The following is a 15,196-nucleotide window of genomic DNA, read 5'->3' as shown; positions in this document are numbered from 1 at the left end:
TACAAAACGTTTGGAGCACACTCGGCCACTGGCCGACGGGGAACCTCATGACGCAAGCCAATAACGCCGTGTACACCGATCTGAGTGTTGATGATCTGGTAAAAGAAGCCCTGAACCGCGGTGAAGGCGAGCTTGCCGATACCGGCGCTCTGGTTGTTCGCACCGGTCACCGCACCGGCCGTTCGCCAGTCGACCGTTTCATCGTTGAAGAGCCTTCCACCCAGGCTGCCATTGCCTGGGGCCCGATCAACCGCAAGTTCCCGGCCGACAAGTTCGACGCGCTGTGGGCTCGTGTTGAAGCATTCAACAACGCGCAAGAGCATTTCGTTTCCCACGTGCATGTAGGCGCGGCCGAAGATCACTACCTGGCCGTGAAGATGACCACCCAGACTGCCTGGCAGAACCTGTTCGGTCGTTGCCTGTTCATCAACCCGGCTCAGTACAACCCGGCCGGTCGCGAAGAGTGGCAAGTGCTGAACGTTGCCAACTTCGAGTGCGTACCAGAGCGTGACGGCACCAACTCCGACGGTTGCGTGATCATCAACTTCGCCCAGAAGAAAGTGCTGATCGCCGGCATGCGTTACGCCGGTGAAATGAAGAAAGCCATGTTCTCCGTGCAGAACTTCCTGCTGCCGGCCGCTGACGTGCTGCCAATGCACTGCGCTGCCAATATCGGCGAAGAAGGCGACGTGACCCTGTTCTTCGGTCTGTCGGGCACCGGCAAGACCACCCTGTCCGCCGACGAAAGCCGTTATCTGATCGGTGACGACGAACACGGCTGGGGCGAAGGCGTTGTCTTCAACATCGAAGGCGGCTGCTACGCCAAGTGCATCGACTTGTCCGAGAAGAACGAGCCGGTCATCTGGAAAGCCATCAAGCACGGCGCGGTGCTGGAAAACGTCGTGATCGACGACGCCAAGCACGCCGACTACGCCGATGTCAGCCTGACCCAGAACAGCCGCGCGGCCTACCCGCTGGAGCACGTTGCCAAGCGTTCCGCGAAGAACCTGGGCGGTGAGCCAAACGCTGTAATCTTCCTGACCTGCGACCTGACCGGCGTCCTGCCACCCGTGTCGATCCTCAACGAAGAACAAGCGGCCTATCACTTCCTGTCCGGCTACACCGCACTGGTGGGCTCGACTGAAATGGGCTCGGGCAGCGGCATCAAGTCGACCTTCTCCACCTGCTTCGGCGCACCATTCTTCCCGCGTCCGGCCGGCGAATACGCTGAACTGCTGATCAAGCGCATCCGCGGCTTCGGCTCCAAGGTCTACCTGGTCAACACCGGCTGGACCGGCGGTGGCTACGGCGTCGGCAAACGCTTCAACATCCCGACCACCCGCGCGGTGATCGCAGCGATCCAGAGCGGCGCGCTGATCGGTGCAGCCACCGAGCACCTGGACACCATCAACCTGGATGTGCCACTGGCTGTACCGGGCGTCGAAACCAACCTGCTCAACCCACGCAACACCTGGGCTGACAAGGCTGCGTACGACGAAGCTGCAAAAGCACTGGCCGGTCTGTTCATCGAGAACTTCAAGAAGTTCGAAGTGAGCGACGCGATCAAGGCTGCCGGGCCTAAGTTGTAAGACTGGGTTTTGGTGAATGAAAAAGCCGCCTCTTGAGGGCGGCTTTTTTGTGGGTGATTGGTTAGACATCGTTGTCAGATCAGCTGCCATTATTCCCGCAGAGTCCGCGCTGAACAGCCAGAATAATGCTACTTAAGGGTCCGCGAACTCCTAAGCATTTTTTCTCCAGTCATCATGGCCATTGCCTTCTGGTATGCAGCACTCGCAGCACTTCCACAGCATCAAATTTGATTGCGTAGATGATGATGTAGTTTGGGGTGACGACGATTTCGCGGGTGCCTTCCGCGATACCTTTTCGGTATATGGCTGGGTGCTTGCGAGCGCTTTCTCCTTTCAGTTCGAAAACCTCATCGAGCTCAATCGCTGCAACGGGATTTTCCTGTCCGATACGCTCCATGATGTTGTCTCGGTCATCCAGCGCCTCTTGGCGCCAGACCAACCTCATCAACGTACTCGCTGACGCAAGGCATCCCGCTTGGCGGCAAATAATTTGCGAGCGTCTTCATCGCTGACGCTGGGTCTTGTGTCATCAATGCTGATTTGTACCTGTTGTTTGACCCATTCTTCATATGCAGCGGCTTCATGAGCTTGCTTCATCGCTTCGGCGCGATCAGGGCGAGCATAGGTTTTTATTTGAAGAGGATCATAACTGGAGGCGTCCACATCGAAGTGATTGATACCCACTCCTTGCAGGTAGGTCACCAGTGTTTCGAACCGCTTAAACAGCCGCACCTGGCCACTGCGTTGCGCCGCCAGTGAATACTCTTTGCTTCCTTGCTGAACTTGAATCGACCAGCCACCGGGCTTGGCGACGATATGTGCGCTACTGATCGAACCGCTCTCAAACAGTCGCGTGAGAGTGCTGTGATCAATGGTTTCAATGGTCATGAAAGCAAGCCCTTGGTTGAACAATGGCTCCCATCGTACGCAATCAATAATAGTTTGCAAAATTCAGGTCCTTAAGTTTTGCGCCGGAAATGTCAGCGTCAGTGTTCGAGATGGAGACAGACAGTTCTAGCCATGAACACGCCTGCCCGAAGTTCGTCAGGCCGGGGCTTTCCAGCTGAGCACTTTCTGCTGGGCGACTTGCAGCAGGTCACAGCCGTCTTTGGTCAGCAGGTAGAGCGCGTGGGTGATGTGCGGGATGTCTTCAACGTCGGCATGTTTGAAGCAGAGGCAGTAGAGGGTTTGCAGCAGGTCGCTTGAGGCGCGCAGACGCTGGACGGCGCATTCGAGGATGTCTTGCGGGTTGGCTTCGGTGTCGATGACGAGGGGCTTGGTGTCGGTGAGATTGGAGTCGAGTGGGCGGTAGCGATTGGAGTGGAGCTCGTTCCATGATTTCATTTTTTAGATCCTCAATTGCTTCGAATGAAGCCACCACATCGTGACCAAGCGACTGGAGGCGACTGTGTTCGGGTTGGTCAACCGGTGAGGATCATGCACATACCCGGCACGCTCGAAAGCGTCCCAAACACAGCCACCATAACGCTGCTGGCAATTGAGTGCCGGCAGCATACAGCGGACGCGAATGCATGATCCATTCGGGTGACCAAGCCCGAGTCGCTGAATTGTCAGCGACAGTCACAACTATAGGTTTCGGCCCACTGGCGCCGATAGAAGACAAGGCGCCGCTGCGTGTAGGAACAGGATGCAGATTCGTGCAGCCCGTTCCTACGGATCAATCACGGTTTTCAACGAATCGATCGATACGCCTCAATATCCAGCACACTCGTGGTCAGCCCGGTCGCCGGGCTGTAGATCGTGCCTCTCACCGTGGAAAACGGAACGCCTTTGCTGCCCAGCGAAACGTAGCGCTCGCCTTGATCCAGCTCGGTGAACCAGGTGTAGGAACACTTCTCCATGGCCTTGTATTTCGCTGCCGCGTTGACGATGGCGGCGGTGTGGTTGCGAAGGGCGGCATCGGTGAGGTTGAGGTTTTTGTCGAGTACGGTGCCCCAGCGTTTCAGGCAGACCTCGGCAAAGTGGCGCACGATCAGGCCGGGTTCGGCCAGCACTTTTGGACCACTGTTGCCATCGGCGGAGGCGTTGCCCACCAGGGTGGCGTGACGGCCGGGCATCGGGAAGATGCTGGTCTTGGTTCCGGTCGCGGTTTGCGGGATGACGCAACTGAAGCCCTTGGAACGTTCATCCCGAGCGTAGAAACCCACATACTCTTTTACGTTGCTGTTGAGCTTTACCCGATGTTCCTGAAAATTGCCAATACCTGGCACCGGGTCAATGGCGAAGATATTCACTGGAATGTTTTTCAGTGCACTGTCCTTGAACATGACATTGGCCAGCATGTGACAACTGATACCCCCGCGGCTCCAGCCCACCAGATTGACTTTTGTTGGAATAACACCACCCTTTCGGAAGGTTTTAATAATCTGCTCCTGTAACTTCTGTTGCGTGACGCTGCGATCGCCATAGTTGTATTTGCGCCACAGCCACGAACCTTCGACCTTTACATCTTCAATCGGGATGCCGGCGGCTTTGAGGCGGTTATATTCCGCTTCGGTCAGTTGCTCGCGCTGCCAGTCACATTGGCCCTTGATGATGTTTACCGCGTGTTGGACGTTCTCCTCCCAGCCCTTGCCGAACAAAGTTCCGCTGAGACCGTAGTCCTTGGATTTGGTGAACAGATCATCAGCTTGCAGGTTGCTGGTACCGGGGCCATCGACGACGATCCATTCGGCGAACTCGCGCCCCGTGTGATGAGACGCAAGTGTGGAGACCAATTCTCCATTCCAATAGTTTTCGTGAGTATCATCAAACTTTGTCGAACCTGTACCGCAAAAGAAAATAGTCAGCGTAGTCATGTTATTGCTCTTGGTTGATGTAAGAGCGAACAGGCTAGTTCTGAACTTTGCTGTAAGGGAAGTGGTGGGTTGTTGCGAACTTTGTAAGTTTGTCCGCGAGCGCTAATTATTTAATCGTTGCCTGGCAACTTCCAATAAGTCGCAGCCGTCCTGCGTCAATAAATAAAGCGCATTGACGATGTTGGGGATGTCTTTTACATCGGCCTGTTTGAAACACAAGCAGTAAAGAGTTTCCAGAAGATCGCTGGCGGCGCGCAACCGAAGATCGGCGGCATCGAGTAAGTCAACCGGTGTTGCTTCGGTGTCGATGACCATTACCGGGTTGTTGCCGTCGCAGCTCTTGAGAGGGCGAAAACGATTATTCAGCGGTGTGGAAATGTTCATGTTTGAGGCGTGTCCTTTTCGAAGTCGCTTCGGCGGGCCGACACAGAGTTTTCAGTCGCGCCGGCCACTATAGAAGGGCTCCTTCGAATGGGACAAGACAGCCACAATGGACAGAATTCGTAGGGGTTTTTCCGGGGTTCGGGCATTTTCCCTACGCGGTTTTACGGCTTTTTCACAGCCAAACCCTGAGTGGAGAGATTTCCTACGTGTTTAGCGGGCGATTCCCGTTAAACATCTGTATGGTGCGCGCCAGAATCCGTGGGGCGTTTCCGGACGTCCGACCCAGACTTAAAGGGAATTAGGTATGCAGTGGCTACGAATGGCCTCGATCATTTTGCTTTGGGCCAGTGGATGTCGTTTGGCGTTGGCCTCCGAGGCGGGCAACGGACTGGTGCTCGCGCACGTGGAGCGCACGGACTGGCCGGACGCACTCACGACCCAGGCCGCCATCGACACGGCTTCCCGTGCCGAAGTGTTGATGTTCGGCAAGGCACTGCTGGCCTGCGAAGGCCTGGATGAATCCGCACTCAAACAACGCCTGGGTGTGCCGCATGCGCAGCTCAAGTCAATCCGTCAGGTGCGTGAGGGTTTATGGGATCGTCTGCTCGCCACCTATCGCAACGCCAGTCAGAGCTGCGACGAGCAAGCGTTCTGCCCACGGGTGCGCAGTGTTGCCGACCTGCGTCAGCTGGCGGCGGCATTCACCGGTGATATCAGCCCGGCCCATGCACTGTGGGCCAGCAAAAGCCTGGGCGTGCATGAGCAGCTGTTGAACGAGCAATTGCGAGTGGCGGTGTTGCAGCCGTAGAGTCTGCTAAGCCGTTGGCGTGGGGCTCGCCGCCACCACGCTGGCGAGTGGCGGAAGCTCGCCGGGAAAGGGCAGGCACCCGCCCAGTAACAGGCTCTGGACAAGAAGGGCGAAGAGCAATTTCAAACGGTTCGACATATTCATTCCTTGGCGAGTCTCTAGATGTATCGGCCGTCCTGGCGCGATGAATGTCGGACGTTACTCTCGCCACGGCGATGCAGGCGAGGAACAAAGTGTTTCGTTTGTTTCAAGCCGTGACTCGGCATTTCACGCTGTATCATCCCGTATCGATTTGACCCCCGACCTTTTCTCGACGCGCTGCGATCGCCCGCTAGGCTGTTGGCATCACAGCGGTCAACGGAGTGACAGCGAATGCACAACACCCTGGAACAGGTTTTCGGTTATCCACAGTTTCGTCCCGGTCAAGAAGCGGCAATCAGCGCCGTTCTCGCCGGGCGCTCGGCGGCTGCGATCTTTCCCACCGGCTCCGGCAAGTCCCTTTGTTATCAGGTGCCGGCAATCCTGCTGCCACACCTGACGCTGGTGGTCTCGCCGCTGCTGGCGTTGATGCAGGATCAGCTGGAGTTCTTGCGCCGGCACGGGATTTCGGCAGGCAGCATCGATTCGGCGCAGAGCCGCGAAGACGCCAACGATGTGATGGCTCGCGCCCGTTCCGGTGAACTGAAGATCCTGATGATTTCCGTGGAGCGTTTGAAGAACGAGCGCTTTCGCAACTTTTTGCAGCAGGTGCCGATCTCGCTGCTGGTGGTGGACGAGGCGCACTGCATCTCCGAGTGGGGCCACAATTTCCGCCCCGACTACCTCAAGCTGCCGGACTACCAGCGCCAGTTCAACATCCCGCAAACCTTGCTGCTGACCGCCACGGCAACACCGAAAGTCATCGCCGACATGCAGGCGAAATTCGCCATCGCTGCAGAAGATGTGGTGACCACCGGTTTCTATCGGCCCAACCTCAATCTGCTGGTCGAGCCGGTGCGTGGACAGGACAAGCGCCGCCGGCTGGTGGAGTGGATGAGCGAGCGTGCGGGTCAGCCGAGCATCGTCTACGTCACCCTGCAGAAAACCGCCGAACAGATTGCCGAACATCTTGAGCGCAATGGCATTCAGGCCGAGGCTTATCACGCCGGTTTGCCCCATGAGCAACGGGACGCGATCCAGAAGCACTTCATGAGCGGGCAGTCCAATTGCATCGTCGCCACCATTGCCTTCGGCATGGGTATCGACAAGAGCGACATCCGCAATGTGGTGCATTTCGACCTGCCCAAATCCATCGAAAACTACAGCCAGGAAATCGGTCGCGCCGGGCGTGACGGGCAGCCGTCCGATTGTCTGGTGCTGGCCAACCGCGACAGCCTCAACGTGCTGGAAAACTTTGTGTACGGCGACACGCCGGAACAGGATGGCATTCGCCATGTGTTGAACGAGTTGCAGGCCGCCGCAGCCGAAGGCCAATGGGAGTTTCTGCTCGGGCCGTTGGCGGATCAGAGCAACATTCGTTCGTTGCCTTTGAAGACGTTGCTGGTGCAGCTGGAACTGCGAGGGCTGATTGCCCCGCGCTACGCGTACTACGCCGAATACCGTTTCAAGTACTTGCTGGAGCCCGAAGCGCTGCTTGAGCGTTTCGAGGGCGAGCGCAGGGATTTCGTTGCCGCGATCATCCAGACCTCAAGCCGCGCGCGTACTTGGGCCACGGTGAATTTCGAGGCGATGTACGAGCAGTATTCGGCCGAGCGCAATCGGGTGGTGAAGGCACTGGATTATTTCCAGGAAAAGGGCTGGGTCGAGCTTGAGAGCAAGCAGATGACCGAGGTCTACAACGTCCTGCGCGGCGATTTCGACAGCCAGGCCTTGAGCGCTGAACTGCATGACTATTTCACCCGCCATGAGCAAACCGAAGTGGCGCGGATTCACGCCATGCTCGAGCTGTTCGCCACCGAGCGATGCCTTGGTTATCGGCTGGCCGAATATTTCGGCGATCACGATGCGCCGCAGCAGTGCGGGCATTGTTCGGTGTGTCACGGGCAAGTCGCCCGGCTGCCGACACCTCCGGAATTGCCGGCGCTTGTGGATAAAAATTTCGCGGCGTTGTGTGGCGATTTTATCCACAGGCATCAGCAGCACGCTGGCAGTACTCCGTCGGCGGAGCAGGTTACCCGGTTCCTGTGCGGCATCAGCGTGCCGTTGTTTACCAAGCTCAAGGCGCGGGCCATTTCCGGGTTTGCGGCGCTGGAGGAATATCCCTACGCCGAGGTGAGGGCCTGGGCTCAGGCGCATCTCTGAGCTCTCGAATCCATCTGCTGAATGTCGATCATCACGGCCATGAACTTCAAAAATGCCCGGTAGCTGACTATGGTGATGGCTGTCTTCGGATCGCCAACAAGAGAACAACATGAGCCAGACATCCTTCGCTATTCAGCAGGCCGCCGTGATCGGCGCCGGCACCATGGGCCGCGGCATTGTCATGTGCCTGGCCAACGCCGGCGTGTCAGTGCAGTGGGTCGATAACAATCCACAGATGCTCGAGCAGGCGCTGGCCACCGTGGCCGACACCTATGCGCACAACGTGCGACAGGGGCGAATTGAACAGGCCGATGCCGATGCCCGGATCGCCCGTATCAGCGCGGCGGCGGACTATGTGGCGATCCGCAACGTCGATCTGGTGATCGAAGCGGTGTACGAAAACCTTGAACTCAAGCAGAAGATCTTCCGCGAGCTCGATGGCGTGCTGAAGCCCGAGGCGCTGCTGGCGAGCAATACCTCGGCGCTGGACATCGACGCCATCGCCGCCGCGACACGGCGTCCGACTCAAGTGCTGGGCCTGCATTTCTTCAGCCCGGCGCACATCATGAAATTGCTGGAAATAGTCCGTGGCGCGCAGACCTCGCCAGCGGTGCTTGAAACCGCGCTTGAGCTGGGCAAGCGCATGGGCAAGGTCAGTGTGGTGTCGGGCAACTGCCACGGATTCATCGGCAACCGCATGCTGCATCCGTATGTGCTCGAAGCGCGCAAGATGTTGCTCGAAGGGGCATACCCGCAGCAGGTCGATGCGGCATTGCAGAGTTTCGGTTTCGCCATGGGGCCGTTTCGCATGTACGACGTGGTCGGCATCGATCTTGAGTGGCGCGCTCGCGAGCTGGCCGGCAAGGGGCAGGACGCGCCCGAGGTTCAGGTGGATAACCGCTTGTGCGAACGGGGCCGGTTCGGTCAGAAGTCTGGCAATGGTTATTACCACTACGAGCCCGGCAGTCGTCAGGCCGAACATGATCCCGAGGTCGATGCGCTGGTGTTGAGTGTCAGCGAAGGTTTGGGGTTTCATCGCCGGGATATCGGCTCGGAGGAGATCCTGGAGCGGTGCCTGTTGGCGTTGGTCAACGAGGGCGCAAAGATCCTGCAGGAAGGGATTGCCGAGTCGGCGCATGACATCGATCAGGTCTATCTGAATGGCTACGGCTTCCCGGTAGAGCGAGGCGGGCCGATGGCCTGGGCGGACGATCAGGGGCTGGCTGACATTCACAAGCGATTGCTGGCGCTGGAGACCCGGCAGGGCGATCACTGGCGGCCGGCGTCATTGATTGGCGAGCTGGCGGCGCGAGGCAAGGGTTTTTACCTTTAGACTGGGCAAATCACTCCAGGAATCGACACTCATGTCCAACCCGATGCCGCAACGCAGCGACTACCCGCACTTCCAGCCGATCACCACGCGCTGGCATGACAACGACGCCTATGGCCACGTCAACAACGTCACCTATTACAGCTTCTTCGACACGGCGGTGAACACCTACCTGATCCAGGTTGGAGGGTTGGATATCCATGACGGCGAGGTGGTGGGGTTTGTGGTGAGTTCGTCCTGCGACTACTTCGCGTCGATTGCTTTCCCGGATCGAATCGAAATCGGTCTGCGGGTCGGCAAGCTGGGCAACAGTTCGGTGCAATACGAACTGGCGGTGTTCAAGGAAGGAGAGGTGGAAGCCTGTGCGGCCGGACGTTTCGTGCATGTATTCGTCGACCGGGCATCCAATCGGCCGGTGGCGATTCCAGCCCGATTGCGCCAAGCGATGGAACGCCTGGCGGTGTGACAGGCAAAAAAAAATCGCAGCCCGGGGGAGCTGCGATCTGGCTGTTACGGCAACGAGGTCAAACCTCAGTCGCGGTAGTAGCGGTGGTGCTTGCGATGACCATAGGCATGACCACGACCTGGATGACGGTCGCGGTAATAGCGACGATCATCATGGCGACGATCGTAACGGCGATCATCGTCGTCACTCTTGTTGCCCATGTAGTTGCCCAGCGCGCCACCGGCGCCGCCGCCGGCTGCTGCGCCGATCAGGCTGCCGGTGGTGCCGCCCATGCTGCGGCCGACCACGTTGCCGCCGGCTGCGCCCAGCGCACCACCGATGGCTGCTTCGCCACGGCTGCGCTTGTCGGCGCCGACCGCACTACCACCCGCGCCGCCCAGGGCTGCGCCAATGGTTGAACCTGTACTGCCGCCTAACGACTGACCGACGACCGAGCCAAGAACCCCGCCCAATGCGCCGCCCACACCTGCTTCGGTGGTGCCTCCGGCAGAAGCGAAGCCACTGACCAGGCCAAGGGACAACAAGAGAATCGAGGAGAACTTCATAGAGGAGCCTCAAAGGGATGACGGCGCGATCCTGAGGCTCTGGAATGAGCGTGACAATCGAAATCCGACGAATAACACGACTTGTATACAATTCTGCAACTTACTGATTTTTGGGCGGAACTTAACGGATTTTCGCCGGTCTTTAGCTACTTCACAAAGGCCGCTTTTATGCAAAAGCGGCCTTTTTTGTGGGCGCAGAAAAGTTTTCTATCAGGCCGATCTGGCCATAATCAGCCCCGTCTCACTCGCCGCTTCCAGCCGGATAGCGATGAACTTCGACGTCGGCGTATGGCTGCCATCGCCGGTGCTTTCCAGCGGTACCAACGGATTCACCTCAGGGTAATAAGCCGCAGCCTGCCCCGCCGGAATGTCGAACGCCAGCAGCGTGAAGCCCTTCACCCGACGCTCGCGGCCATCGTCCCACAGCGACACGATGTCAGCCTTTTGCCCCGGCTTGAAGCCCAGACGAATGATGTCGGCTTCGTTGGCGAACAGCACATCACGCTGTCCCTTCACGCCGCGATAACGGTCGTCCAGACCATAAATCGTGGTGTTGTACTGATCGTGGGAACGCATCGATTGCAGGATCAGGTCCGGCAGTTTGCCGGTAGCGCGAGTGCGCTCGTGGATCAGGTCCTTGGGCAGCATGTTCGGCTTGAAGTTGGCCCGCCCCGACGTGGTGTTCCACTTGCGCGCGCCGGCGCTGTTGCCGAGGTAGAAGCCGCCCGGGTTCTTGACCTTCTCGTTGAAATCCTTGAAGCCCGGGATGGTGTCGGCAATCAGTTCGCGGATGCGTCGGTAGTCGGCCACCAGCCAGTTCCAGTCCACCGGTTTGCTGCCCAGGGTTGCGGCGGCGATGCCGGCGATGATCGACGGCTCCGAGCGCATCTGGTTCGACAGCGGCTGCAACTGGCCGTTGGAAGCGTGCACCATGCTGAACGAATCTTCCACGGTGACGGCCTGCGGGCCTTCGGTCTGGATGTCGATGTCAGTACGGCCCAGGCACGGCAGGATCAACGCGTCCTTGCCGTGGGCCAGATGGCTGCGGTTGAGCTTGGTGCTGATCTGCACAGTCAGGTCGCAGTTGCTCAGCGCCTGGAAGGTGCGCGAGCTGTCCGGCGTGGCCTGGGCAAAGTTGCCGCCCAGACCGATGAACACCTTGGCGCGGCCTTCGGCCATCGCGTGAATCGCTTCGACCACGTTGTGCCCGTTGTGGCGCGGCACCTTGAACTGGAAGCGACGCTCCAGGGAATCGAGGAACGCCACCGGCGGACGCTCGTTGATGCCCATGGTGCGGTCGCCCTGCACGTTACTGTGGCCACGCACCGGGCACAGACCGGCGCCGGGCTTGCCGATGTTGCCGCGCAGCAGCATCAGGTTGGCGATTTCCTGGATGGTCGGCACCGAATGACGATGTTGGGTGATGCCCATCGCCCAGCACATGATCACGTTCTTGCCTTTGGCGTACATGCGCGCCGCTTGCTCGATTTCCACCAGCGTCAGGCCGGACTGCGCGACGATCTGCTCCCACGGCGTGTCGTCGACGACACCGAGGTATTCCAGCACGTTGACGCTGTGCTCATTGAGGAAGTCGTGATCGAACACCGCCGGCGCACCGGCCTTCTGCGCATCGCGTTCCCATTGCAGCAGGAACTTGGCCATGCCGCGCAGTACCGCCATGTCGCCGCCCAGTGCCGGGCGGAAATACGCGGTGTTGGTCGGCTTGTCGCCGTTGGTGAGCATTTCGATCGGGTGCTGCGGATGCTGGAAGCGCTCCAGGCCGCGTTCTTTCAGCGGGTTGATGCACACCACCTGAGCGCCGCGTTTCACCGCTTCGCGCAGCGGTTCGAGCATGCGCGGGTGGTTGGTGCCCGGGTTCTGGCCCCAGACGAAAATTGCATCGGCGTGTTCGAAGTCATCGAAGGTCACGGTGCCTTTGCCGACACCAACGCTTTGCGCAAGCGCAACACCGCTGGCCTCGTGGCACATGTTCGAGCAGTCGGGGAAGTTGTTGGTGCCGAAGGCGCGCACGAATAGTTGATACAGGTACGCCGCTTCGTTGCTGGCGCGGCCCGAGGTGTAGAACTCGGCCTGATCCGGACTCGACAGCCCTTGCAGGTGTTTGCCGATCAGCGCGTAGGCATCGTCCCAACTGATCGGCTTGTAGTGATCGGTTTCGGCGTCATAGACCATTGGCTCGGTCAGACGACCCTGATATTCGAGCCAGTAGTCGCTCTGCTCCAGCAACGCAGTGACGCTGTGCTTGGCGAAGAATTTGCCGTCCACCCGACGCTTGGTCGCTTCCCAGTTCACCGCTTTGGCGCCGTTCTCGCAGAACTTGACCATGCCGCTTTCCGGCGAATCACCCCAGGCGCAGCCCGGGCAGTCAAAGCCGCCGTTCTGGTTGGTCTTGAGCATCGCGCGCAGGTTTTTCAACGCGTTGTCACTGGTCAGCCAGGCCTGGGCCACGCTGATCAGTGCGCCCCAGCCACCGGCTGGGCCCTTGTAAGGCTTGTAGCGCGGAACGGGTTTCTGGTCGGCTTGATGGTGTTGGCTCACGGGTGTTTCTCCATTTCTGGGCTATACACCCGCGGCGCGTTTTTTTGCGGCAGGTGGATGAGATTGAGGTTATGGCGTCGGGCCCATTGCACGGCGAGGCCGGTGGGCGCGGACAGGCTGACCAGGGTCTGAATCCCGGCCCGAAGGACTTTCTGGATCAACTCGAGGCTGCAACGGCTGGTGACAATCGCCAGGCCGCCCGTTGTGGATATCTTTTGCCGGATCAGGCCGCCGATCAGTTTGTCGAGGGCGTTGTGCCGTCCGATGTCTTCGCGACCCAGCAGCAATTCACCGCTGGCGTTCATGAACACCGCCGCATGTACCGCGCCGCAGTGCTGGCCCAGCGGCTGAAACGCGCCGATGCGCTGTCGCAGACCGTCGAGCCATTCGATGGGCGGCAAGGGGGCGCCGGGTAAAACCTTGAGATCAGGCAGCGCCTGTTCCACCGCTTCCACGCCGCACAACCCGCATCCGCTGGTGCCGGCCAGTTGCCGACGCTGTTGCTTGAGGTTCCAGAAGGCGCGGTTGGCGATGGTCACTTGCGCGTATTGCGCCGAGCCCGAGCCGGTCAGTTGCAGGTCGTAGATGTCCGAAGCGTCTTCGATGATGCCGCTGCCGAGGCTGAAGCCGACGATGAAGTCTTCAAGGTCGGTCGGCGTCACCAGCATCACGGCCTGACTGATGCCGTTGTAGGCAATCGCCAGCGCGACCTCTTCGGCCAGCGCGGTGCTGGCCGATTCCGTGAGGGGAAGATCGCTGTAACTGTAGGTCTGACTGGCAGCAGGCGCGGGCGTTTCGAGAGCAGGCGCCGCGCAAGCCGGGCGCTTGGCGTTCATGGCATCACCGACGGATTGATCAACGTTAAGACTAGGCGCGGCAAGTTGTCGCGTCTAATCGCTAGTGTCGATGCTTCGATAGATGCCGTCGATCAAGCGTCCGTTGGTGATTTTTGATAAAGCGCGAAACAGGCTTCGGCCAGCGCCGACCGTGGTGCTCCGCGACGCATGATCAGGCCGAGTCGGGCGAGGGTCTGGGCGTTTTCGATAGGTTGCAGGCGCAGGTTATCCGTAAGGTTTTCCAGACCGCCATCCAGTGGCATCACCGCGCAGCAGAGGCCGCCATGCACCGCTTGCAACAATTGGTGAACGGCATCGGTTTGCAGCAACGGTTGCGGCGTCAGACCTCGGCTGTGGAAGTTGTGGTCGATGGACTGGCGAAAGTGCATGCCGCTGGTGAGCATGCCCAGGGGCAGTTCGATCAGCGATTCCCAACTCAGCGGTGCTTCGCCAAAGCTGAAGAACCGCTGGTCGTAGAGCAGGCCCATCTGCGTTTCACTGAACGCCAGGGATTCAAAACGCTCGCCGTCGAGGCGATCCAGGTAAGACACGCCAATGTCGATGCGGTTGTTCGCCAGTTGCTCCAGAACCTGTTCGGAGCTCAGCGAGGACAGTTCAAAGCGCAGGTTCGGGTGTTGCGCATGCAGGCGTTGCATCAAGGGCAAGGCATCGAAACTCGACAACGGCACCACGCCCAGCCGCAGGGTGCCGATCAGGTTGCCGCGACAGGCCGCCGCTTCCGCCTGTAAACCGTCATAGGCCGCCAGCACCGTGCGCGCCCAGGCCAGCACCCGTTCCCCCGGCGCGGTGAAACCTTCGAAGCGCTGGCCACGGTTGACCAGTGGCAGGTCGAGTTCTTCTTCGAGGCTGCGCAGACGCATCGACAAGGTCGGTTGGGTAATGTGGCAGCGGGCGGCGGCCTGGCCGAAATGGCGGGTTTCGTCGAGGGCGATGAGGAATTTCAGCTGCTTGATGTCCATCTTCGCTCCGGGGCGCTGGCAAGGGTGGGCGATTCTACCGCTTGCGCGGGGGCAGGGTCATTGGTCGGGCCGCAACCGGGTTTGTCCGGCGTGGTCTAGGCTTGGGCGTCTGGAACTTAAATCAAGGAGTGTGTGCTATGAGTCTTTTGAGCTTTGTGAAAGAGGCCGGTGAGAAGTTGCTCGACCTGCTGACCCCCGGCAACGCCAATGCCAGCGACCAACTGAAGGAACACATCAGCAAGGTCGGGTTGGGTAACCCGAATGTCCAGGCGACCGTGGACGGTGACAAGGTAACGGTCACCGGTGAAGTGGCGAGCCAGGAAGAGAAAGAGAAAATTCTGCTGGCAGTGGGCAACATTGCCGGTGTCGGCAGCGTCGATGACCAGATCACCGTGACCGGGCCGGTGGTGGCGGCGGCGCGTTTTGTGGTCGTGAAGAAGGGCGACACTCTCAGCGCGATTTCCCTGGCGGTGTATGGCAACGCCAATCAGTACAACAAGATCTTCGAGGCCAACAAACCAATGCTGTCACACCCGGACAAGATTTATCCGGGGCAGACGCTGCGTATTCCCGAGTAAC

At 59.3% G+C, this 15,196-nt stretch carries 15 protein-coding genes; 6 read left to right on the top strand and 9 right to left on the bottom strand.

From position 1 onward, the window contains the following. Nucleotides 1-47: 47 nt before the first annotated feature. Nucleotides 48-1,589, top strand: a complete 1,542-nt coding sequence (locus tag AC1MDC_RS08390; RefSeq protein WP_085702732.1) for a phosphoenolpyruvate carboxykinase — start codon at nt 48-50, stop codon at nt 1,587-1,589. A gap of 172 nt (nt 1,590-1,761) precedes the next feature. Here AC1MDC_RS08390 and AC1MDC_RS08385 read toward each other — a convergent pair whose 3' ends face one another. The 5 genes from AC1MDC_RS08385 to AC1MDC_RS08365 form a co-directional block, all read right to left on the bottom strand. Then, nucleotides 1,762-2,034, bottom strand: a complete 273-nt coding sequence (locus AC1MDC_RS08385) for a type II toxin-antitoxin system RelE/ParE family toxin (RefSeq protein WP_085698012.1) — start codon at nt 2,032-2,034, stop codon at nt 1,762-1,764. Then, the gene (locus AC1MDC_RS08380; protein ID WP_085698013.1) at nt 2,034-2,477 is read right to left on the bottom strand and encodes a hypothetical protein; all 444 of its coding nucleotides are present in this window, start codon (nt 2,475-2,477) and stop codon (nt 2,034-2,036) included. Before AC1MDC_RS08380 ends, AC1MDC_RS08385 begins: the two co-directional genes overlap by 1 nt. Nucleotides 2,478-2,633: 156 nt before the next feature. Beyond that, on the bottom strand, nt 2,634-2,933 hold the full coding sequence (locus AC1MDC_RS08375) for a hypothetical protein (RefSeq protein WP_085702731.1): 300 nt from the start codon (nt 2,931-2,933) through the stop codon (nt 2,634-2,636). Nucleotides 2,934-3,280: 347 nt separating this feature from the next. Continuing rightward, on the bottom strand, nt 3,281-4,408 hold the full coding sequence (locus tag AC1MDC_RS08370; RefSeq protein WP_480392824.1) for a hypothetical protein: 1,128 nt from the start codon (nt 4,406-4,408) through the stop codon (nt 3,281-3,283). Between the two features lie 102 nt (nt 4,409-4,510). Further along, entirely contained in the window at nt 4,511-4,792 is a 282-nt protein-coding gene (locus AC1MDC_RS08365) for a hypothetical protein (protein ID WP_085698016.1), read from the bottom strand. 304 nt (nt 4,793-5,096) lie between these two features. On the opposite strand from AC1MDC_RS08365, the gene AC1MDC_RS08360 reads away from it, so the two are divergent. From AC1MDC_RS08360 to AC1MDC_RS08345, 4 genes are all read left to right on the top strand, one after another. After that, complete coding sequence (locus AC1MDC_RS08360; RefSeq protein ID WP_480392823.1) at nt 5,097-5,600, top strand: polysaccharide deacetylase; 504 nt, start codon at nt 5,097-5,099, stop codon at nt 5,598-5,600. A gap of 372 nt (nt 5,601-5,972) precedes the next feature. After that, nucleotides 5,973-7,901, top strand: coding sequence for a RecQ family ATP-dependent DNA helicase (locus AC1MDC_RS08355; protein ID WP_480392822.1), 1,929 nt, complete (start codon nt 5,973-5,975; stop codon nt 7,899-7,901). 109 nt (nt 7,902-8,010) lie between these two features. After that, nucleotides 8,011-9,234 (top strand): 3-hydroxyacyl-CoA dehydrogenase, encoded by a 1,224-nt coding sequence (locus tag AC1MDC_RS08350; protein ID WP_266201101.1) that lies wholly within the window; start codon nt 8,011-8,013, stop codon nt 9,232-9,234. Between the two features lie 31 nt (nt 9,235-9,265). Continuing rightward, complete coding sequence (locus tag AC1MDC_RS08345; RefSeq protein WP_085698020.1) at nt 9,266-9,697, top strand: acyl-CoA thioesterase; 432 nt, start codon at nt 9,266-9,268, stop codon at nt 9,695-9,697. A gap of 65 nt (nt 9,698-9,762) precedes the next feature. Here AC1MDC_RS08345 and AC1MDC_RS08340 read toward each other — a convergent pair whose 3' ends face one another. The 4 genes from AC1MDC_RS08340 to AC1MDC_RS08325 all read right to left on the bottom strand — a co-directional run bounded on the left by AC1MDC_RS08340 (nt 9,763) and on the right by AC1MDC_RS08325 (nt 14,617). Continuing rightward, on the bottom strand, nt 9,763-10,242 hold the full coding sequence (locus AC1MDC_RS08340) for a glycine zipper domain-containing protein (RefSeq protein ID WP_085698021.1): 480 nt from the start codon (nt 10,240-10,242) through the stop codon (nt 9,763-9,765). A gap of 210 nt (nt 10,243-10,452) precedes the next feature. Then, complete coding sequence (locus AC1MDC_RS08335; RefSeq protein WP_227234130.1) at nt 10,453-12,801, bottom strand: FdhF/YdeP family oxidoreductase; 2,349 nt, start codon at nt 12,799-12,801, stop codon at nt 10,453-10,455. Next, nucleotides 12,798-13,637 carry a formate dehydrogenase accessory sulfurtransferase FdhD gene (gene fdhD / locus AC1MDC_RS08330; RefSeq protein WP_085702727.1) on the bottom strand — a complete coding sequence of 280 codons (840 nt, stop codon included), beginning with the start codon at nt 13,635-13,637 and terminating at the stop codon, nt 12,798-12,800. Before fdhD ends, AC1MDC_RS08335 begins: the two co-directional genes overlap by 4 nt. 92 nt (nt 13,638-13,729) lie before the next feature. Then, on the bottom strand, nt 13,730-14,617 hold the full coding sequence (locus AC1MDC_RS08325) for a LysR family transcriptional regulator (RefSeq protein WP_064382760.1): 888 nt from the start codon (nt 14,615-14,617) through the stop codon (nt 13,730-13,732). Between the two features lie 137 nt (nt 14,618-14,754). Here AC1MDC_RS08325 and lysM point away from each other — a divergent pair, with 137 nt between their 5' ends. Continuing rightward, on the top strand, nt 14,755-15,195 hold the full coding sequence (gene lysM, locus AC1MDC_RS08320) for a peptidoglycan-binding protein LysM (protein ID WP_085698024.1): 441 nt from the start codon (nt 14,755-14,757) through the stop codon (nt 15,193-15,195). Nucleotide 15,196: the final 1 nt, after the last annotated feature.

It is taken from the genome of Pseudomonas sp. 1 (assembly GCF_056626735.1).
The sequence above is the reverse complement of the archived record's forward strand: the minus strand, read 5'-3'. Positions and strand labels throughout refer to the sequence as shown.

Excerpts from the sequence above, each read along its gene's own strand:
- AC1MDC_RS08325 (WP_064382760.1), bottom strand. The coding sequence starts at position 14,617 with ATGGACATCAAGCAGCTGAAATTCCTCATCGCCCTCGACGAAACCCGC.
- AC1MDC_RS08350 (WP_266201101.1), top strand. The coding sequence starts at position 8,011 with ATGAGCCAGACATCCTTCGCTATTCAGCAGGCCGCCGTGATCGGCGCC.
- AC1MDC_RS08345 (WP_085698020.1), top strand. The coding sequence starts at position 9,266 with ATGTCCAACCCGATGCCGCAACGCAGCGACTACCCGCACTTCCAGCCG.
- AC1MDC_RS08380 (WP_085698013.1), bottom strand. The coding sequence starts at position 2,477 with ATGACCATTGAAACCATTGATCACAGCACTCTCACGCGACTGTTTGAG.
- AC1MDC_RS08360 (WP_480392823.1), top strand. The coding sequence starts at position 5,097 with ATGCAGTGGCTACGAATGGCCTCGATCATTTTGCTTTGGGCCAGTGGA.
- AC1MDC_RS08370 (WP_480392824.1), bottom strand. The coding sequence starts at position 4,408 with ATGACTACGCTGACTATTTTCTTTTGCGGTACAGGTTCGACAAAGTTT.
- AC1MDC_RS08385 (WP_085698012.1), bottom strand. The coding sequence starts at position 2,034 with ATGAGGTTGGTCTGGCGCCAAGAGGCGCTGGATGACCGAGACAACATC.
- fdhD (WP_085702727.1), bottom strand. The coding sequence starts at position 13,637 with ATGAACGCCAAGCGCCCGGCTTGCGCGGCGCCTGCTCTCGAAACGCCC.
- AC1MDC_RS08375 (WP_085702731.1), bottom strand. The coding sequence starts at position 2,933 with ATGAAATCATGGAACGAGCTCCACTCCAATCGCTACCGCCCACTCGAC.
- AC1MDC_RS08365 (WP_085698016.1), bottom strand. The coding sequence starts at position 4,792 with ATGAACATTTCCACACCGCTGAATAATCGTTTTCGCCCTCTCAAGAGC.
- AC1MDC_RS08355 (WP_480392822.1), top strand. The coding sequence starts at position 5,973 with ATGCACAACACCCTGGAACAGGTTTTCGGTTATCCACAGTTTCGTCCC.
- AC1MDC_RS08390 (WP_085702732.1), top strand. The coding sequence starts at position 48 with ATGACGCAAGCCAATAACGCCGTGTACACCGATCTGAGTGTTGATGAT.
- lysM (WP_085698024.1), top strand. The coding sequence starts at position 14,755 with ATGAGTCTTTTGAGCTTTGTGAAAGAGGCCGGTGAGAAGTTGCTCGAC.
- AC1MDC_RS08340 (WP_085698021.1), bottom strand. The coding sequence starts at position 10,242 with ATGAAGTTCTCCTCGATTCTCTTGTTGTCCCTTGGCCTGGTCAGTGGC.